Source organism: Mycolicibacterium neoaurum, from assembly GCF_036946495.1.
In the GTDB taxonomy this organism is placed as follows: Bacteria; Actinomycetota; Actinomycetes; order Mycobacteriales; family Mycobacteriaceae; genus Mycobacterium; species Mycobacterium neoaurum_B.
Map to the genome: position 1 here is coordinate 411,605 of NZ_JAQIIX010000002.1, position 18,215 is coordinate 429,819.

The following is an 18,215-nucleotide window of genomic DNA, read 5'->3' on the forward strand; positions in this document are numbered from 1 at the left end:
GATTGCGATGAGGACCCTGTTGTTACTGCGGCACGCCAAGTCGGACTATCCGGCCGATACCGTCGATCACCAGCGACCGCTGGCCCCGCGCGGTGAGCGCGAGGCGGGGCTGGCCGGCGAGTGGTTGCGGTCCCACGCGCCGACCGTCGACGCGGTGCTGTGTTCGACGGCCATCAGGACCCGGCAGACGCTGGAGCGCACCGGGATCGACGCACCGGTGAGTTTTGTCGATCGCCTCTATGACTCCACACCCGGGATCGTCCTGACCGAGATCAACGGCATCGGTGACGAGGTGTCCACGCTGCTGGTGGTCGGGCACGAGCCGGTGATGTCCGGGCTCGCACTGGGCCTGGCCGGGGACGACAGCGATCCCGTGACCGTTGCCGAGATCGAGTCGAAGTACCCGACCTCGGCGATCTCACGGCTGGAGGTCCGCTGTTCGTGGCGCGACCTGCGACTCGGCGGCGCACGCCTGGCCGAATTCCAGGTACCCCGCTAGGAGTTGGTGGCCAGCGTCAGTTCCATGAGCTTGATCGCCATCCCGCAGGCATCGATGCCCGGCGCCTGCGGATTGACCCACCAGCCGACGACACCGCTGGCATCGCTGGCCACCCCGCAGGCATTGGCGTCGGTGGGGTTACGCATGACGATCGACTGCACACCGGCGATGCGGCGCTCCTCGACTCCGAACTTCAGATCCTGGGCGACCTGGCGCTCGTAGTCCAGGCTGCCCATCTCGAACCAGAACCGGGTGATGTCGACCAGTCCGTTCGGGTTGGCGGCCTGCCACCGGCACACCGCGCCGACGAAGGTGCTCTGGATGTCGCGCGGGTCGGCGCCCACGGTCTCGGCCAGGATGTCCTCGGTCAGCACATCGCACTCTTTGAGCAGGTTCGGGTAGCTGCGCTGGGAGTCGTTGTTGCGCGGCCCCGCCCCCGAGGACTTGATGGCGGTGCCGTCGACCGCACGTGAGCAGCCCTGCACCCCGAGCACCATCGTCAGCGCAGCCAGCAGCGCGACAACCACCGTCAACGGACGCTTCATCAGGCTCATCGCTGGGCATTCACAATCGATTGGCGGGTCAGTTCTTTGGCCACTTCACAGGCATCGGGGAACGGCTTCTGGGTGTAGCTCACCGACCACTCGATGAAATCGTCACCGAACCCGATGCCGACCTCGCAGAGGTTTCTGCCGAGCACCAGGTCCTCACCGATGCCGACGAAACCGTCGTGGCCTTCGATGCTGACATCCTCGACGCTGGCCCGCGAGAGCTCCATGGTCTTGCGTTCGCGGCCCATCGGACTACCGCGGAAGTGCGTGAACGAGAAGTGCGGGCCGATGATGCCGCCGCCGACGAGCCACTGGCACCCCACGGAGGTACGCGCGGTGTTGACCAGTCCGCGGACCTGGGTCAGCTGGGCGACGGTCTCATCGCTGATGCCACCGCACTCGGGGAACACCGGCCCGTGCTGGGCCTCCGGGGCGGACTCCGTGGTCGAGGGCACCGAGGGCGTACTCGGGCTCTCGGAGTCCGAACACGCGACGACGACCGGCAGCACCGCAGTGGCGACAACCAGCATCTTCGTCGCGCAGCTGAGTCGGCCGTCACCGCGTCGGAAGATCACGACATGCACTGTAGCGGCCGACCCGCACTACACCGTTGACATACGGACTGACCTGCCTTTTCGTGTCTCGACCGCGGAGCGGTCCGGACAGCGTGGTGTGCAAGAGTGACCACATGCTGCTGGCACTGGTACGTCACCACGTGCGGCCCTACCGCGGGCTGCTGGCGGTGGTGGCGGTGCTGCAGGTGATCAGCACCCTGGCATCGCTGTATCTGCCGACCGTCAACGCGGCGATCATCGACGACGGCGTGGCCCAGGGTGACACCGGCCGCATCATCGACCTCGGCCTGGTGATGCTCGGGGTGACCGCACTGCAGGTGGTGTGCGCGGTGGGTGCGGTGTTCTTCGGGTCTCGGGCCGCGATCGGGTTCGGCCGGGATCTGCGCGCCGCCATCTTCGGCCACGTCCTCACATTCTCGGCCACCGAGAGCGCCCGGTTCGGTGCGCCGACCCTGCTCACCCGCACCACCAACGATGTCCAGCAGATCCAGCTGCTGGTGCAGATGACGGCGACCATGCTGATCACCGCGCCGATCATGGGGGTCGGCGGTATCGCCATGGCGATCCACCAGGACGCCGGCTTGTCGTGGTTGCTGCTGGTCAGCGTCCCCGTGCTGGCGGTGGCGAACTGGTGGGTGGTGTCCAAGCTGCTGCCGATCTTCCGTTCGATGCAGCGCCTGATCGACGACATCAACCGGGTGATGCGTGAACAACTCGCCGGTATCCGGGTGGTCCGCGCGTTCGCCAGGGAGCCGCTGGAACGGGAGCGTTTCGCCGAGGCCAATACCGCGCTGACCGATACCGCGCTGGTCGCCGGGCGCTGGCAAGCACTGATGTTGCCGGCGACGACGGTGGTGATCAACATCTCCAGCGTCGCGTTGATCTGGTTCGGTGGCCAGCGCATCGATGCCGGCCAGATGCAGGTCGGCTCGCTGATCGCGTTCCTGGCCTATTTCATGCAGATCCTGATGGCGGTGGTGATGGCCACCCTGCTGCTGGTGCTGCTGCCGCGGGCCTCGGCATGTGCGGAGCGGATCACCGAGGTGCTGTCCACCGTTGCGCAGATCGGCAATCCCGCCGAGCCTGTCGACGGCACCGATGTGCGCGGCGAGGTCACGCTGGACAATGCGACATTCAGCTATCCGGGCGCCGACCGTGCTGTCGTGCAAGGGGTCTCGCTGACCGCCCGACCGGGCACTGTGACCGCGATCGTGGGAAGCACCGGTTCGGGCAAATCGACGCTGCTGTCGCTGATCTGCCGGCTCTACGACGTGACCGGCGGATCGTCCCGCCTAGACGGCGTCGATGTGCGCGACTACGACACCGAAGACCTCTGGGGGGCCGTGGGTTTGGTGCCCCAACGTGGTTATCTGTTCTCCGGCACCGTCGCCGACAATCTGCGCTACGGCAAGGCCGACGCCGATGACGACGAGATGTGGGAAGCATTGCGGGTGGCGGCCGCCGATGACTTCGTGCGCGCTCATCCCGACGGTCTCCAGATGCGGGTGGCCCAAGGTGGCATCAACTTCTCCGGCGGACAGCGGCAACGGCTGGCCATCGCCCGCGCGGTGATCCGCCGGCCCTCGGTGTACCTGTTCGACGATGCCTTCTCGGCCCTGGATACCCGCACCGACGCCAGGGTTCAGTCCGCGCTGCGGCAGGTGTCCGCGTCGGCCACCGTCATCATCGTCTCGCAGCGGATCAGCACCGTGGCGCAGGCCGATCAGGTGATCGTCATCGAGGACGGCGTCGTGGTGGGCAGCGGCACCCACGAATCGCTGTTGCGGACCTGTCGGACATATGTGGAATTCGTGGATTCCCAGTCGGTGGGGATCGGATGACGCGCCCGATGCGCGGGATGCAACCGCCGACCGTCCGCTCCCGCGATTTCACCGGTTCGGCGCTGCGGCTGCTGAAACGGCTGACCCCGCAACGCCTGTTGACCGTGACGGTGATCATGCTGGCCATCGGCGGTATCGCGATTGGTGTGATCGGTCCGCGAATCCTGGGCCACGCCACCGACCTACTGTTCGACGGTGTCATCGGCCGCGGACTGCCGGCCGGGCAGAGCAAGGAGGAGGCGATCGCCGCCGCCCGGGCCCGCGGTGACGACAGCCTGGCCGACCTGTTGTCCGGGATGAACGTCGCCCCCGGCAAGGGGGTCGATTTCACCGCGGTCGCGCACACCCTGCTGCTCGCGCTCGGGCTGTATCTGGTTGCAGCGCTGCTGGTATGGCTGCAGGCACGCATCCTCAACGTGGTGGTGCAACGCACCATGATGACGCTGCGCGCCGAAATCCAGCAAAAGGTGCACCGGCTGCCGCTGTCCTATGTGGACGGCCGTCAGCGCGGCGAACTGCTCAGCCGCGTCACCAATGACGTCGACAATGTGCAGTCCACGCTGGGCATTGCCATCAGCCAGCTGCTCACCTCGGCGCTGACGGTGCTGGCCGTGCTGGTGGCGATGCTGACGATCTCCCCGCTACTGACGGCGCTGACCGTGCTCACCGTCCCGCTGTCGCTGTGGGCGACGCGCGCCATCGCCCGTCGCTCGGCGAAGCTGTTCGCCGAACAGTGGGCCAATACCGGCCGGCTCAACGCCCATATCGAAGAAACCTACAGCGGTTTCACGGTCGTGAAGACCTACGGCCACCGGGCCGCGGCGGCCCGGCATTTCGACACGCTCAACGCCGATGTGCACCGCACCAGCCTTGCCGCGCAGTTCCTTTCCGGATTGGTCGGGCCCGCCACCACCTTCATCGGTAACCTCAGCTACGTCGCCGTCGCGGTGGTCGGTGGCATCCAGGTCGCCACCGGCCAGATCACCCTCGGCAACATCCAGGCCTTCATCCAGTACGTCCGCCAGTTCAACCAGCCGCTGACACAGGTCGCCGCGATGTATAACGCGCTGCAATCCGGGATCGCCAGCGCAGAGCGGATCTTCGAACTGCTCGACGCCGAGGAGCAGCCGGCGGACGCGCCACCGTCCACCCGGTCGGTCGGCCCTGGTCGGGTGCGGTTCGACCGGGTGTCCTTCGGCTACCGGCCCGACTCCCCCGTCATCGACGAACTGTCACTGATCGCCGAGCCCGGCTCCACCGTCGCGATCGTCGGGCCGACCGGGGCCGGTAAGACCACGCTGGTGAACCTGCTGATGCGGTTCTACGATGCCGACTCCGGCCGGATCACCATCGACGATATCGACATCGCCACCATGGCCCGCGCCGATCTGCGTTCGCGGATCGGCATGGTGCTACAGGACACCTGGCTGTTCAGCGGGACCATCTACGACAACATCGCCTACGGGCGGCCCGACGCCGACGCCGACGAGGTACACGCGGCCGCCCGCGCGGCCCACGTCGACCGATTCGTCCAGACTCTGCCGCTGGGCTATCAGACCCGCGTCGGTGATGACGGCGGTGCGATCAGTGCCGGTGAGAAGCAGTTGATCACCATCGCCAGAGCGGTGCTGGCCCGACCCCAGCTGTTGATCCTCGACGAGGCGACCAGCTCGGTGGACACCCGCACCGAACTGCTCATCCAACAGGCGATGGCCGAGTTACGCAGGGACCGGACGAGTTTCATCATCGCCCACCGGCTGTCGACGATCCGCGATGCCGACCAGATCCTGGTGATGGAGGCCGGCCGGATCGTCGAGCGCGGCACTCATGCCGAGCTACTGGCCCGGCGCGGTGAGTACTGGGAGATGGCCAGGGCCTGACGATTCATCGTTTGACGAGCACCGCGACTCCCCCGCCCAGAACCAGTGCCACCAACAGCAGCGCCGCCCACCCGGCGCCGGCGAGCCACCACACCGCGATCAACCCGATGATCGCCGGCGAGGCCAGGAACAACACCATGCCGGGATGCTGCCTGACCACCGCCAACGCGCTTCTCCCCCGGACCCGATCGATTTCGTCAGCTGCCATGCGATCCAGCATGCCAGCGTGAGGTGATTGGATATGTGGCGATCGGATACTGGACGAGACGATTGACGTTGAGGAGCACACGGTGAGTGGTCAGTGGTTGCGGGATCCCGAGGGACGCTACGAGTACCGCTGGTACGACGGGCAGAACTGGACCGACCAGGTATCCCACCAGGGCCAGGTGTTCGCGTCCCCGCTGGGCCCGCCGCCGGGCGCCGGCGGCCACCCGCAGGACGAGCAGCAGGCCGCGCCGGTCCGCCAGGATCCCGCACCGCAGGGCGGCGGTGACGGTTTCAGCGGTATCAGTGGTGACCTGATCGACGGCCGGTTCAGCGAGAAGGAGTCGTCGGCGATCGCGCTGCAGAACGAGCGGCTGCTACGGGTCCGGGTCGGCGAACCGTTCATGGCCCGGCAGGGTTCCATGGTCGCCTACCAGGGCAACGTCGATTTCGCCTTCGAGGGCGGCGGCGCAGGCAAGTTCCTGAAGAAGGCACTGACCGGCGAGGGCCTTCCGCTGATGCGCGTCCAGGGCCAGGGTGATGTGTTCCTGGCCGAGCAGGCCAACTACGTGCACCTGCTGCATCTGACGAACTCGGGATTGTCGATCAGCGGTAAGAACGTGCTGGCCTTCTCGGCGAGCCTGGACTGGAACATCGAGCGCGTCAAGGGCGGCAGCATCGCCGTCGGTGGCCTGTTCAACACCACCCTGCGGGGCAGCGGGTGGGTTGCCCTGACCACCGATGGCCCCCCGGTGGTGCTCAATGCCGCCGAGGCGCCGACCTACGCCGACACCAACGCGGTGGTGGCCTGGTCGGCGAACCTGCAGACCCAGCTCAAGACCAGCTTCAAGGCGGGTGCCCTGATCGGTCGCGGCTCCGGTGAGGCCGTGCAGGTCGCCTTCCACGGCCAGGGATTCGTGATCGTGCAGCCCTCAGAGGGCATCACCATCCCGGTGCAATAGTCAGAGGCTGTTCAGGATCGACTTCATCTCGTCGATCTCTTTCTGCTGACTGTCGATGATGGCGCGGGCCAGGTCGACGGCCTGGGGGTACTGCCCGCCGTCGATCTCGCTCTGCGCCATGGTGACCGCACCCTCGTGGTGTCCGATCATCTGCTGCAGGAACAGCTTGGTGGCCTCCGGGCCGGGTGCCGCGCGCAGTTTCTCGATATCGGCGGGTGCGACCATGCCGTCCATCGAACTGTGGTCCATGGCGGGCATCGGCGGGTTGCCCCATTGATCCAGCCAACCCTGCATCTGCTCGATTTCGGGCGCCTGCGCGGCGCGGATCTGCTCGGCAAGCGTGACCACCCGTGGATCCACGTCGGGCTTGGCCAGCAGGATGTCGACCATCTCCACGGCCTGGCTGTGGTGCGGAATCATGTGCTGGGCGAACGCGATGTCGTCACCGTTGTGGGTGCCGGCGTCGGCGCCGGGACCGGGGTTTGCCCCGCTGCCACCGTGACTGTTGTCGTGACCGGTCTCCTGACCGGCGTCATGGCTGTGGTCGGTGTGACCGTCGGCCGCGGGCTCGGACTGACTGGTACAGCCCGCCAAGAGCAGGACGGCGGCCGCTCCCGTTGCGATTCCCGTTGCGATGGCCATCGCCGATTTCCTCATCGATGTGTTCCTCCCTACAGACGTGGACGTAGACGTTTACCCATACCCCCTACCGGTATATCATGGCGGCATGAACATCGTCCTCAACGTCCACGGTATGACCTGTGGCCACTGCGTAAAGTCCATCACCGCCGCGCTCACCGCCGTCGAGGGTGTGACCTCGGTCGATGTCGATCTGAAGGCCGGCACCGTCAAGGTGGCGGGCAGCGCGGCGACCGAATCCCTCGCGGCCGCCATCGAGGACGCCGGTTACGACGTGGCCGTACCGGCCTGAACCGACCGGGCCGGCAAGCCACACCACAGCCCCAGAGAAACGGAGGCGAGATGAGTACCGTCACCCTCGACGTCGGCGGCATGACCTGCGCATCATGTGCGGCCCGGATAGAAAAGCGGCTCAACCGGATCGATGGTGTGGAGGCCAGCGTCAACTTCGCCACCGAACAGGCACGGGTGGACTACCCCGACACCGTCACGCCGGAGGATCTCGTCGCCGCCGTCGAGGCCACCGGCTACACCGCCGCAGTGCCCGCCGCCCGGAGCGAAGACGGCGAAACCGGCGGCATTGCAACCGAACACGATGAGTCCGCAGCCTGGCGACAGCGACTGCTGATCTCGGCGGCGCTGTCCCTGCCGGTGGTCGCCCTGTCGATGATCCCGGTACTGCAGTTCGACAACTGGCAATGGCTGACCCTCACCCTGGCCTCCCCGGTGGTGGTATGGGGCGCCTGGCCGTTCCACCGGGCCGCCTGGACCAACCTGCGCCACGGGGCGGCCACCATGGACACGCTCATCTCGGTGGGCGTCACCGCGGCCTACCTCTGGTCGGTGTGGGCACTGTTCTTCACCCACGCCGGCATGCCAGGTATGAAGATGCCGTTCGAATTCATCTCGCGCAGCAACGAACCGCATCTCTACCTCGAGGTCGCCGCCGCCGTGACGACCTTCCTGCTGGCCGGGCGATACTTCGAGGCGCGGGCCAAACGACAGTCCGGCGCCGCGTTGCGGGCACTGCTGCACATGGGTGCCAAGGATGTGGCCGTGCTGCGGGACAGCGGTGAAATCCGCATCCCCATCGCGCAACTCGCCGTCGGGGACACCTTCGTGGTACGCCCCGGCGAGAAGATCGCCACCGACGGTGTGGTCACCGCAGGCAACTCGGCCGTCGACGCGTCGATGCTCACCGGTGAGTCGGTGCCGTTCGAGGTCGCCGTCGGCGACTCGGTGGTCGGTGCATGCGTGAACGTGTCCGGGCGCCTGGAGGTGCGCGCCACCCACGTCGGTGCCGATACCCAATTGGCGCAGATGACCCGGTTGGTCACCGATGCCCAGAGCGGCAAGGCCGATGTCCAGCGGCTGGCCGATAGGGTGTCGGCGGTCTTCGTCCCGATCGTGCTCGTGCTGTCGCTGGCCACCCTGGTGGGCTGGTTGTTGGCCGGTGGTGCACCGGCCGCCGCCTTCACCGCGGCGGTTGCCGTGCTGATCATCGCCTGCCCATGCGCCCTCGGCCTGGCCACCCCGACCGCGCTGCTGGTCGGCACGGGCCGCGGAGCCCAGTTGGGCATACTGATCAAGGGACCGCAGATCCTGGAATCCACCCGCCGGGTGGACACCGTCGTCCTGGACAAGACCGGAACCGTGACCACCGGCCGGATGTCGGTGGTCGTCGTGCACGTCGCCGACGGTGAGAACCCCGACGAGATCCTCAGATCGGTCGGTGCGCTGGAGCGCGGCTCCGAACATCCCATCGCGCGCGCCGTGAGCGAATACGCGGCCCAGCGCGGCCCGCTGCCCGCGGTCGAGGAGTTCACCAATCACGGTGGCCTCGGCGTCACCGGGGTGGTCGAGAACCGGGCGGTGGCCGCGGGCCGGATCAGCTGGCTTCGTGCGGACTGGTCACTGGAGGCACCGCAGGGTCTGGCGCAGCTCGCCGATGACGCTGCCGCCCAAGGACATACCCCGATCTGGTTCGCCGCCGACGGACAGATCCGCGCCGTCATCGTGGTGGCAGACACGATCAAGGACACTGCCGCCGAGGCCATTTCCGGATTTCGCGAGCTCGGTCTGACCCCGATCTTGCTGACCGGAGACAACCGCCGCGCCGCGGAATCGGTTGCCGAGCAGCTAAGTATCGAACGTGTGGTCGCCGAGGTCCTGCCCGCAGGCAAGGTCGACGTCATCACCGAGCTGCAGTCCCAGGGCCGTGTCGTCGCCATGGTGGGCGACGGTGTCAACGATGCACCCGCGCTGGCCACCGCCGACCTCGGATTGGCGATGGGTACCGGCACCGATGTGGCCATCGAGGCATCGGATCTGACCCTGGTGCGCGGTGATCTGCGCGCCGCCGTCGACGCCATCCGGTTGTCCCGCGCCACGCTGGGCACCATCAAGGGCAACCTGTTCTGGGCGTTCGCCTACAACGTCGCGGCGCTCCCGCTGGCAGCGGTCGGGCTACTCAACCCGCTGATCGCCGGCGCGGCGATGGCCTTCAGTTCGGTCTTCGTGGTGACCAACAGCCTACGGCTGCGCCGGTTCTCGCCGAGCACGAAGACCGCGGGCAATCGGATGGGCTAACCCGAGCCGTAGCGCGCACGGAACAGCTTGACCTCGTCCTTGATGCCCTTGAGCCGCTTGGCTCCCGCGAAGGACCACTCGATGCCGGCGTCCTCACCGATCGCATCGTGCACCGCCTCGGTCACCAGGACCGCGCCGGGCCGCGCCGCACCGGTGACCCGGCTGGCCAGATTGACCGGACTGCCGAACCAGTCACCGGCCCGGTTGACCGCCATCCCCGAGGCCAAACCCACCCGCAGTCTCGGGAAGTCGTCATCGGCGCCGGCGGCTTCCAGCAGCGCCAGCACCGCCGTCAACAAGGCCACCGGTTCCGGACTGACCAGCATCACCGCATCACCGATGGACTTGACGAATCGCACCGGCGGCGCAACCACGTCATGGGTGGCCTGCACCAGCCGGTTGGCCAGGCCTTCGAGTTCCTCGGGCGGCACCGCCTCGCCCAGCTTGGTGAAGCCCACCAGATCGGCGAACGCGATCGTGACCTCCCGGGCACCCGGCAGCGGCCGCCCCTCCGCACGCTCGCCCGCGGTCACCGCATCGGTCTCCATGGTGCGGCGCAGCTCCAGGCGCAGCATGTCCTCGATCAGCGGGCCGAGCAGCGGGTTGACCTGTCGCAGCAGCGCTTCGGACGCCACCGCGACATCCAGCTCGCTGACCCCGGGAGCCATGACCGCTGCCATCGAGGTGAAGCGCATCGCCTCGGCAGTCTTGGACAATCCGTCGGCAAGCGCCCGGACAACCAGGACGATATTGTCCTCGTCGATACCCAGATCGGCGAATTGCTTTGCATAGCGCGCAATCTCGCCGTCCACGCGTAGGTGGGCAGGCTCATCGACATCATCGACCCGCGGCAGGCCCAGCGCCCGCTGGATGCGCTGCAACAGCTCCAAGTCGATACCGGTGCTCTCGCTGATCTCGCGGGCGGACACATAATCGCCGTCATCGCCCAGAATCCGTCGTGACGCCAACAGGACCGGTTCGTCGCAGTCGCGAATCTGTTCGACGGTCACGCCCTGGTCCAGCAACCACGGGATCAGTTCGGCCCGGTCGGTACGGGCCTGGCCGGTCAACCCGTCGAGCAGGCCGGAGGCCTCGATGTCGAAATCGATATCGGAGTCGCTACCCACCGGCTCAACCTATACCGGCGGCGGGCAAGATCGGGGCGGTGAGCGATGTGCTGAACGGCCTGGCGCCGATCATCGGCGCGCACCCCACCGTCCTGGTGTTGGGGAACATGCCCAGCGTGCTATCCCTGGAGCACCGGCAGTACTACGGCAATCCGCGCAACGCCTTCTGGCGGATCTGCGCCGACATCTACGGTCTCGACCCTGCTGCTCCGTATCCGCAGCGCGTGGCGGCCCTGACCGGCCACGGGGTGGCGGTGTGGGATGTGCTGAAGTCGTGCCGACGGGTCGGCAGCCTCGACTCCGCCATCGAGCCGGCCAGCATGGTCGCCAACGATATCGGCGCGCTGCTGAGCGAGCACCCCGGCATCTGTCGGCTGGTATTCAACGGCAAGGCCGCCGAACGCAACTATCGCCGGCTGGTCACCGACGCGCCGGATCTGCCGATCGTGCAATTACCGTCCACCAGCCCGGCGCACACGATGGGTTATGCCGAGAAGTTGCGGCACTGGCGGGACGCGCTCGGCTGAATACGGGACGGCCGGGACCGGCCGATACCGTGTCTGGCATGTCCTGTGTGTTCTGCGCCATCGTCGCCGGTGAGGCGCCCGCCATCCGCATCCACGAGGATGACGACCTGCTGGCGATCCTCGACATCCGGCCCTTCACCCGCGGCCACACCCTGGTGATCCCCAAGACCCACAGCGTCGACCTGACCGACACCGCGCCGGACACCGTCGCGGCGATGGCCGCACTGGGCCAGCGCATCGCCCGTGCGGCCAGGCGCTCCGGGCTGCATGCCGACGGCAACAACATCGCCATCAACGACGGCAAGGCGGCTTTCCAGACGGTGTTCCACATCCACCTGCATGTCGTGCCGCGCCGCACCGGCGACAAACTGAGTTTCGCCAAGGGCATGCTGGTGCGCCGGGATCCCGACCGCGAGGAGTCCGGGCGCCTGCTGCGCACCGCACTGGCAGAACTCGACACAGCCGAGCAGGATTGACCCATGAGCATGCCGCCCTGGGAGCGATACATCGGCCTTCCGCTGCTGTTATTGCACGACAAGCTGTACAAGGCCACCGACGGCCGGATCGGCCACACGATCCCGTTCGGCCCGAAGGCCCTGATCCTGCACACCGTCGGCGCCAAGACCGGACTGGCCCGAGCGAACGCGCTGACCTATGCCCGCGACGGCGAGGACTACCTGGTGGTGGCCTCCAAGGGCGGAGAACCCAAGGCGCCCGGCTGGTATCACAACCTGAAGGCCAACCCGCAGGTCGAGATCAACATCGGTCCGCGGCGCATCCCGGTGACGGCCAGGGCCGTGTTCCCCGGCGACCCAGATTTCGACCGGCTGTGGCGGATCGTCAACGACATGCGCGGGAACAAGGACCGCTACATCGGATACCAGAAACGCACATCGCGGCCCATCCCGGTGATCGTGTTGAGCCCCTAGAGCAGCTCCTTGGCCAGCAGCTCCAACGTGCGCTCGCGGGCCGGCGCCGTGCCTGCCGCGGTGCCGGCGAATGCCGAGGCGACGGGATTCACCATCACCTCGTCGACGTCGAATTCCGCTGCCAGCGCCCGCATCTGATCGGCCGCGCCGGCGGGATCACCGACGACGGTGCGCGCCACCGACGAGTCGATGATCAACTGCTCCTGCGCCGATACCGAGGTGGCTTCGGCGTCCTCCACCAGATCCAGCGGCCCGAGCGGACGACCGGTGCGCAACCGGCCCATCATCTGCAGATTCGGCAGCAACAACCGGTGCGCCTCCTCAGCGGTGTCGGCCACCGACGCATTGACGGTCAGGAAGGTCCGCGGCGCGGAAAGCTCAGGGCTGGGCCGGAATTCGGCACGATAGGTGGCCAGCGCCTCGGCAGTGCCCTGTCCGGAGAAGTGGTTGGCGAATACGTACGGCAGGCCCTTGGCGGCGGCCAGATGCGCCGAGTACATCGAGGATCCCAGCAGCCACAACGTGCACTCGCCCACCGCCGCCGGCGTCGCCTTGAGGGTGTAGTCCTGCTGGGCCAGCATCCCCCGCGACAGTCCCACCCGCGCACCACCGGTGCTCATCAGGGCCGCGACATGGTCGAGGTACTCGGGAAACCGCTCGATGTCCTCGTCGTTGGCGGCACGCGGCCCGCGCAGCGCCATCGACGTCACCGGATCGGATCCCGGCGCCCGGCCGATACCCAGGTCGACACGGCCGGGGGCCATCGCCTCCAGCAGGGCGAACTGTTCGGCGACCGCCAGCGGCGCATGGTTGGGCAACATCACCCCACCAGAGCCGAGCCGGATCCGCTCGGTCTGGTTGGCCAGATAGGCCAGCAGCACCGGCGGGCTGGTCGCCGCCACGGCAGGCATGTTGTGGTGTTCGGCCACCCAGTAACGGGTGAAGCCCAACCGGTCGGCGGTCTGCGCGACCTGCACGGTCGCCGCCACCGCGTCGGCGGTGCTCTGATCGGTGCGGACAGGTACGAGGTCCAGGACAGATAGACGCATTAATGGTTCAACGTCGCCGCGGTCGGGTTTCGTTCCCGGCGAGCTCGGCCGCGGTGGTGAAGACATCGTCGAGCATCGCCGGCGTGAGCCGGCCGGTGAACATGTTCTGTTGGCTGGGGTGATAACAGCCCAACAGCACCGCGCCGGAGGTCAATGGCGCCTGCACACCGTGGCCGAACACCGGCTTCGGCCCCGCGGCGAGCTCGTCGGCCACCAATCCGGCCGCCACCTGCCAGGCGAATCCGCCGAGAGCCACCACCACCCGCACCGATGGTCTGACCCGCTGCCATTCGGCCGTGAGCCACGGCGCACATGTGGTCCGCTCGTCCGGGGTCGGCTTGTTGGCCGGGGGCGCGCAGCGCACCGGCGCGACGATCCGGACCACCTCGCTGCTCAGCCCATCGGCGGCGTCGACGCTGACCCCGGCGCTGACCAGTCCGGCGCGGAACAACGCGGCGAAGAGCTGATCGCCGGAGCGGTCCCCGGTGAAGACCCGGCCGGTGCGATTGGCGCCGTGTGCGGCCGGGGCCAATCCGACGATCAGCACCCGCGGGCGGCGCGCACCCCAACCGGGGATCGGCCTGCCCCAGTACGGCTGGTCGGCGAACGCGCGCCGCTTCTGCACCGCGACGTCCTCTCGCCACGTGACCAGGCGTGGACATGCCCGGCAGACACTGACCTCGGCGTCCAGCACCGGTAGTGAACGCGCCCCGGCGGCGAGCACCTCGACATCGGCTGCGTCGAGAGCCACCGGTGTGCTGCGCTTGGCGGGATCCCCCGGCCAGCCCGAGCCGGGGGGCACCGGCGAGGAGAAGGGTTGCCCGGTGCGCGGATGCGGGAGTTTCTGCTCTGTTCCAGGCACGGATCCATCCTGCCCGGGAGCCGGTAAATCGGTCGCCGGGACGCCGATACCGCTGCTAGATTCGCCGCGATAACCATGCAGACCCGCAGCCGAGGCCCGGCGTACCTCATCCTGTTCGCCGCATGCGCGGCCGGTGCGGGCAACGGCATCTCCATGGTCGCGTTCCCGTGGCTGGTGTTGCAGCGCAACGGCTCGGCCTGGGAGGCATCACTGGTCGCGATGGCCGGGACCCTGCCACTGCTGGCCTCGACGGTCATCGCGGGTGCGGCGGTGGACTACATCGGCCGCCGCCGGGTCTCGATGATCTCCGATGCGCTGTCGGGGCTGTCGGTGGCCGCCGTACCGGTGATCTCATTGTTGTTCGGGGTGGACGCGGTCAACGTCGCGGTGCTGGCCACGCTCGCGGCGCTCGGCGCGGCCTTCGACCCGGCGGGGATGACCGCCCGCGAGACCATGTTGCCCGAGGCCGCGACCCGCGCCCGGTGGACCCTTGATCATGCTAACGGTGTCTACGAGGCGGTCTTCAACCTGGCCTACATCGTGGGCCCCGGCATCGGCGGCATGCTGATCGCCACCATCGGCGGTATCGAGACGATGTGGGTGACCGCGGCCGCGTTCGGCGCGTCGATCCTGGCCATCTCGGTGCTACGTCTCGACGGCGTCGGGCCGCCGGATCGGTCCGAGTTGCCCGAACAGGTCTGGGCCGGCGTGCTCGAGGGCCTGCGGTTCGTCTGGAACCTCAAGGTGTTGCGCACCCTGGCGCTGATCGACCTCGCGGTGACCGGCCTGTACATGCCCATGGAAGCGGTGCTGTTCCCGAAGTACTTCACCGACCGCAACGAGCCCGCCCACCTGGGCTGGGTGCTGATGGCACTGTCGATCGGTGGCCTGGTCGGCGCGCTCAGTTATGCGGTGCTGTCGAAGTACATGAAGCGGCGCACCACCATGCTGATCGCCGTCATCACCCTGGGCGTGGCCATGACGATCATCGCGTTCCTGCCACCGCTGCCATTGATCCTCGGGCTCTCGGTGATCGTCGGCTTCGTCTACGGACCGATCCAACCGATCTACAACTACGTCATGCAGACCAATGCGCCGACCCATCTGCGGGGCCGGGTGGTCGGGGTGATGGGTTCGCTGGCTTACGCCGCAGGACCGCTGGGGTTGTTGCTGGCGGGTCCGCTGGCCGATTCCGCGGGGCTGCACGCCACCTTCCTCGCGCTGTCGATACCGATGTTGCTGATCGGTCTGGTGGCCATCGGGTTGCCCACGCTGCGCGACCTCGACCGCGACCGGGGCGTCGACCGGTAGCGCGTCCGCGCCCCAACCGGAACTGCCGCAGTGCGCGATATCGATCGCCGACTAGGCTTTGCGGGTGCGGTTGAAGTGGCCACTGGTGGGACGAGCAGCGGAGATCCAGACAATCCGCCAGGCCGTCACGTCACCGGAACTGCGCGGCATCGTGGTGTCCGGACCGGCCGGCGTCGGCAAGAGCCGGCTCACGCGGGATGCGCTGAACGGTAGCTCGGCACGGTGGATCGTCGGCACCACCGCGGCGCGCACCCTGCCGCTGGGCGCCTTTGCCGCATGGGCGCCCGACCCCGATGGTGACCGGCTGCAGTTGGTGCGCGGCGTCATCGACGCGGTGACCGCGACCGCGACCGGTGCGCCGGCAGTCATCGGCGTCGACGATGCCCATCTGCTCGACGATCTCTCCGCCTTCGTGCTGCATCAGATCGTGCAGCGGGGCACCGGCCGCGTGGCGCTGACCGTACGCGACGGCGAACCGGTCCCCGACACCGTCCGCGAGATATGGAAGGACCATCCCTTCGATCGGTTGGAGCTACGTCCGCTGCGCCAGCCCGACAGTTCGGCACTGCTCACGGCGGTGCTGGACGGACCCGTCGATGAGTTCGCGGCGCAACGGCTTTGGGATCTGACCCAGGGAAACGCGCTCTATCTCCGCAATATCGTCGAGCATGAACTCGCCGAGGGCAGACTGGTGTTTCGCGATGACCGCTGGCAGTGGCTGGGGCGCCCGGTCCTGCCGACCGGGCTGGTCGAGCTCATCGAATCACGGTTCCGTGATCTCGAACCGTCGGTCGGGGAGGCCATCGACGCACTCGCGGTCGCCGAACCGCTCGACCTCGCCGTCCTGCAGCGGGTCACCTCCGTGGACGCGGTCGAGGCAGCCAACGTCCGCGAACTGGTGGTGCTACAGGACACCGCCGAAGGCGTGCAGGCCCGAATCGCCCACCCGCTCTACGGCGAATTGCGACGCAACCGTTGCCCGGCGGCCACCCTGCGCCGGTTACGCGGCCGGATCGCCACCGAGCTGACGACGCGCAACCAGGCCGACGATCTGCGGGCGACCGTCCGGCGCGCCACCCTGCTGATCGACTCGGACCTGGCCCCCGATCCCGACCTGCTGGTGCGGGCCACCCGCGGTGCCATCAGGCTTGCCGACCTCGCGCTGGCCGAGCGGCTCGCGGCGGCCGCCCAACAGGCCGGTGCTGGCCCGGAGGCCACCTACCTACGAGCGCACGCGTTGTCCTGGCTGTTCCGTGGCCAGGAAGCCGAGGACATCCTGGCGGCGCTGGACACCGCGGCGCTGTCGGACACCGAACGCGCCGGCTTCGCGCACCTGCGCGCCTCCAACCTGCTCTGGGCACTGCACCGACCGGACGAAGCCAAGGCGCACACCGACACGGTCGCCGCCGACCTCGACGCGGCGGGCAGGCAGTGGCTGGACGCCTTCCGCACCGTGTACTGGTTCGCGATGGACCGACCCGATGACGCCGAGCGGGTCGCCGCATCGGTCGACCTGGACTCCCTGCCGGAAGCGCTGCGCGGGGAGACCGCATGGGCCCTGGCCACCATCGCCGCCGATGCCGGCCGCACGACCTCAGCCTGCGAGCTCGTTGCGCTGGGCTACCGGACGGCGGTGCACGGCGCCTTCGATACACCGCACATCAGGTTCAACCTGGCCGACTCCGAACTGACCGCCCTGATGCTCGCCGGCCGCATCGAGGATGCCGGTCAGGTGGCCGAACGGGTCGCGTCCGAGGCCACCGACCTACCCGGCACCGCCCACTCCCTCGGACCGGCGATAGCCGCCCGCGCCGCGCTGGCGCACGGTGACATCACCGGGGCGACAGCGCTTTTCCGCCAGATCGCCACGGTGATGGCCGGACACGAGAAGGGGTGGGGTTTCCGTTACGGCATCGCCCATGCGACAGCGTTGGCCATGCGGGGTGCCGCCGATGATGCCGAGGCCATCCTCGATCGGCTCGATGCGCTGGACCGCCCCTTCCGTCCCTTGCGTTACGAGCGTGCCGTGGCGCGCGCCTGGGTGGCGGCAGCGCGCGGCTGGATCAGCCAGGCCACCGCGGCACTGTCGACCGCCGCCCACGAGGCCGGCGCCGAGCACAGGTTCGCCGCCGAGGTGTGGTGTCGACAGCTGGCCACCCAGTTCGGCGACCGCGGCCATGTCGATCGGCTGACCGAACTGTGCCACCTGGTGGAAGGCCCGCGGGCCGACCTGGCCGCCCGGTTCGCCACCGCACTGCGCGCCGGCGATGCGGCCGAACTGTGCGCGGTGTCAGAGGAATTCGAGAAGATCGGCGACCGCGTCGCCGCGCTCGATGCCGCCGCCCACGCGGCCACGATCTTCCGCAATCAGGGTAAGCGAGGATCGGGTCTGACCTGTTCGACGCGGGCCGACGCGCTGGCGGCCGAGTGCGGCGTGCGCACCCCGACCAAGGAGTCGGCCAGCGAGGAGATACCGCTGACCGGCCGGGAGCGCGAGGTGGTCGCCGTGCTCGCGGCAGTGACACCGATGCCGAGCAACCGCGATATCGCCGACCGGCTCAGCCTGTCGATCAGGACCGTCGAGGGCCACATCTACCGGGCGATGAACAAGACCGGCACGACGACCCGCGAAGAGCTGGCCGAACTGCTGCGTCGGCGCCGCCCATAGAC

At 68.1% G+C, this 18,215-nt stretch carries 18 protein-coding genes; 11 read left to right on the forward strand and 7 right to left on the reverse strand.

The annotated features are described in order from the left end of the window. Positions 1–7 precede the first annotated feature (7 nt). Entirely contained in the window at positions 8–499 is a 492-nt protein-coding gene (locus tag PGN27_RS07370) for a SixA phosphatase family protein (protein ID WP_418888563.1), read from the forward strand. Here the strand turns inward: PGN27_RS07370 and PGN27_RS07375 are convergent. Then, a complete protein-coding gene (locus PGN27_RS07375; protein ID WP_418888564.1) occupies positions 496–1,053 on the reverse strand; it encodes a DUF3558 domain-containing protein in 558 nt (185 codons plus the stop codon). The two genes, PGN27_RS07370 and PGN27_RS07375, sit on opposite strands and share 4 nt — an antisense overlap. Next, a complete protein-coding gene (locus tag PGN27_RS07380) occupies positions 1,050–1,580 on the reverse strand; it encodes a DUF3558 domain-containing protein (protein WP_036462012.1) in 531 nt (176 codons plus the stop codon). Before PGN27_RS07380 ends, PGN27_RS07375 begins: the two co-directional genes overlap by 4 nt. A 158-nt stretch (positions 1,581–1,738) precedes the next feature. On the opposite strand from PGN27_RS07380, the gene PGN27_RS07385 reads away from it, so the two are divergent. Together PGN27_RS07385 and PGN27_RS07390 are read left to right on the forward strand one after the other, a co-directional pair. Continuing rightward, positions 1,739–3,466 carry an ABC transporter ATP-binding protein gene (locus PGN27_RS07385; RefSeq protein WP_335325563.1) on the forward strand — a complete coding sequence of 576 codons (1,728 nt, stop codon included), beginning with the start codon at positions 1,739–1,741 and terminating at the stop codon, positions 3,464–3,466. After that, complete coding sequence (locus PGN27_RS07390) at positions 3,463–5,346, forward strand: ABC transporter ATP-binding protein (RefSeq protein ID WP_335325564.1); 1,884 nt, start codon at positions 3,463–3,465, stop codon at positions 5,344–5,346. The genes PGN27_RS07385 and PGN27_RS07390 overlap by 4 nt, the downstream gene beginning before the upstream one ends. 4 nt (positions 5,347–5,350) lie before the next feature. Here the strand turns inward: PGN27_RS07390 and PGN27_RS07395 are convergent, their stop codons facing one another. Then, the gene (locus PGN27_RS07395; protein WP_335325565.1) at positions 5,351–5,554 is read right to left on the reverse strand and encodes a hypothetical protein; all 204 of its coding nucleotides are present in this window, start codon (positions 5,552–5,554) and stop codon (positions 5,351–5,353) included. Positions 5,555–5,636: 82 nt separating this feature from the next. Between PGN27_RS07395 and PGN27_RS07400 the strand changes: the two genes are divergently transcribed. Next, entirely contained in the window at positions 5,637–6,512 is an 876-nt protein-coding gene (locus PGN27_RS07400; protein ID WP_335325566.1) for an AIM24 family protein, read from the forward strand. On the opposite strand, the gene PGN27_RS07405 is transcribed toward PGN27_RS07400, so the two are convergent. Further along, positions 6,513–7,154 carry a DUF305 domain-containing protein gene (locus tag PGN27_RS07405; protein ID WP_335325567.1) on the reverse strand — a complete coding sequence of 214 codons (642 nt, stop codon included), beginning with the start codon at positions 7,152–7,154 and terminating at the stop codon, positions 6,513–6,515. It abuts the gene before it with no gap. An 85-nt stretch (positions 7,155–7,239) separates the two neighbouring features. On the opposite strand from PGN27_RS07405, the gene PGN27_RS07410 reads away from it, so the two are divergent. Next, positions 7,240–7,443 carry a cation transporter gene (locus tag PGN27_RS07410; protein ID WP_335325568.1) on the forward strand — a complete coding sequence of 68 codons (204 nt, stop codon included), beginning with the start codon at positions 7,240–7,242 and terminating at the stop codon, positions 7,441–7,443. A gap of 50 nt (positions 7,444–7,493) precedes the next feature. Next, on the forward strand, positions 7,494–9,740 hold the full coding sequence (locus PGN27_RS07415; protein ID WP_335325569.1) for a heavy metal translocating P-type ATPase: 2,247 nt from the start codon (positions 7,494–7,496) through the stop codon (positions 9,738–9,740). Here the strand turns inward: PGN27_RS07415 and PGN27_RS07420 are convergent. Then, positions 9,737–10,867: an adenylate/guanylate cyclase domain-containing protein gene (locus PGN27_RS07420; protein ID WP_335325570.1), complete on the reverse strand. Its 1,131-nt coding sequence runs from the start codon at positions 10,865–10,867 to the stop codon at positions 9,737–9,739. The genes PGN27_RS07415 and PGN27_RS07420 overlap by 4 nt on opposite strands. A gap of 38 nt (positions 10,868–10,905) precedes the next feature. On the opposite strand from PGN27_RS07420, the gene PGN27_RS07425 reads away from it, so the two are divergent. The 3 genes from PGN27_RS07425 to PGN27_RS07435 are packed head-to-tail and all read left to right on the forward strand — an operon-like array spanning position 10,906 to position 12,323. Then, positions 10,906–11,394 (forward strand): DNA-deoxyinosine glycosylase, encoded by a 489-nt coding sequence (locus PGN27_RS07425; RefSeq protein ID WP_335325571.1) that lies wholly within the window; start codon positions 10,906–10,908, stop codon positions 11,392–11,394. 38 nt (positions 11,395–11,432) lie between these two features. Then, positions 11,433–11,870 (forward strand): HIT family protein, encoded by a 438-nt coding sequence (locus PGN27_RS07430; RefSeq protein WP_335325572.1) that lies wholly within the window; start codon positions 11,433–11,435, stop codon positions 11,868–11,870. A gap of 9 nt (positions 11,871–11,879) precedes the next feature. Then, a complete protein-coding gene (locus tag PGN27_RS07435; protein ID WP_418888646.1) occupies positions 11,880–12,323 on the forward strand; it encodes a nitroreductase family deazaflavin-dependent oxidoreductase in 444 nt (147 codons plus the stop codon). Here PGN27_RS07435 and PGN27_RS07440 read toward each other — a convergent pair. Both PGN27_RS07440 and PGN27_RS07445 read right to left on the reverse strand, forming a co-directional pair. Next, positions 12,320–13,372 carry an LLM class flavin-dependent oxidoreductase gene (locus PGN27_RS07440; protein ID WP_335325574.1) on the reverse strand — a complete coding sequence of 351 codons (1,053 nt, stop codon included), beginning with the start codon at positions 13,370–13,372 and terminating at the stop codon, positions 12,320–12,322. The two genes, PGN27_RS07435 and PGN27_RS07440, sit on opposite strands and share 4 nt — an antisense overlap. A gap of 7 nt (positions 13,373–13,379) precedes the next feature. Next, a complete protein-coding gene (locus PGN27_RS07445; RefSeq protein WP_335325575.1) occupies positions 13,380–14,234 on the reverse strand; it encodes a uracil-DNA glycosylase in 855 nt (284 codons plus the stop codon). A gap of 75 nt (positions 14,235–14,309) precedes the next feature. On the opposite strand from PGN27_RS07445, the gene tap reads away from it, so the two are divergent. Further along, positions 14,310–15,545 carry a multidrug efflux MFS transporter Tap gene (gene tap, locus PGN27_RS07450; RefSeq protein ID WP_335325576.1) on the forward strand — a complete coding sequence of 412 codons (1,236 nt, stop codon included), beginning with the start codon at positions 14,310–14,312 and terminating at the stop codon, positions 15,543–15,545. A gap of 64 nt (positions 15,546–15,609) precedes the next feature. Then, positions 15,610–18,213 (forward strand): ATP-binding protein, encoded by a 2,604-nt coding sequence (locus PGN27_RS07455; protein WP_335325577.1) that lies wholly within the window; start codon positions 15,610–15,612, stop codon positions 18,211–18,213. The last annotated feature ends 2 nt before the right edge of the window (positions 18,214–18,215 follow it).

Bases quoted from the DNA above. Each gene is read 5' to 3' on its own strand.
- PGN27_RS07440 (WP_335325574.1), bottom strand. From the start codon at position 13,372: ATGCGTCTATCTGTCCTGGACCTCGTACCTGTCCGCACCGATCAGAGC.
- PGN27_RS07390 (WP_335325564.1), top strand. From the start codon at position 3,463: ATGACGCGCCCGATGCGCGGGATGCAACCGCCGACCGTCCGCTCCCGC.
- PGN27_RS07370 (WP_418888563.1), top strand. From the start codon at position 8: ATGAGGACCCTGTTGTTACTGCGGCACGCCAAGTCGGACTATCCGGCC.
- PGN27_RS07395 (WP_335325565.1), bottom strand. From the start codon at position 5,554: ATGGCAGCTGACGAAATCGATCGGGTCCGGGGGAGAAGCGCGTTGGCG.
- PGN27_RS07375 (WP_418888564.1), bottom strand. From the start codon at position 1,053: ATGAGCCTGATGAAGCGTCCGTTGACGGTGGTTGTCGCGCTGCTGGCT.
- PGN27_RS07380 (WP_036462012.1), bottom strand. From the start codon at position 1,580: ATGCTGGTTGTCGCCACTGCGGTGCTGCCGGTCGTCGTCGCGTGTTCG.
- PGN27_RS07405 (WP_335325567.1), bottom strand. From the start codon at position 7,154: ATGGCCATCGCAACGGGAATCGCAACGGGAGCGGCCGCCGTCCTGCTC.
- PGN27_RS07415 (WP_335325569.1), top strand. From the start codon at position 7,494: ATGAGTACCGTCACCCTCGACGTCGGCGGCATGACCTGCGCATCATGT.
- PGN27_RS07410 (WP_335325568.1), top strand. From the start codon at position 7,240: ATGAACATCGTCCTCAACGTCCACGGTATGACCTGTGGCCACTGCGTA.
- PGN27_RS07435 (WP_418888646.1), top strand. From the start codon at position 11,880: ATGCCGCCCTGGGAGCGATACATCGGCCTTCCGCTGCTGTTATTGCAC.
- PGN27_RS07430 (WP_335325572.1), top strand. From the start codon at position 11,433: ATGTCCTGTGTGTTCTGCGCCATCGTCGCCGGTGAGGCGCCCGCCATC.
- PGN27_RS07385 (WP_335325563.1), top strand. From the start codon at position 1,739: ATGCTGCTGGCACTGGTACGTCACCACGTGCGGCCCTACCGCGGGCTG.
- tap (WP_335325576.1), top strand. From the start codon at position 14,310: ATGCAGACCCGCAGCCGAGGCCCGGCGTACCTCATCCTGTTCGCCGCA.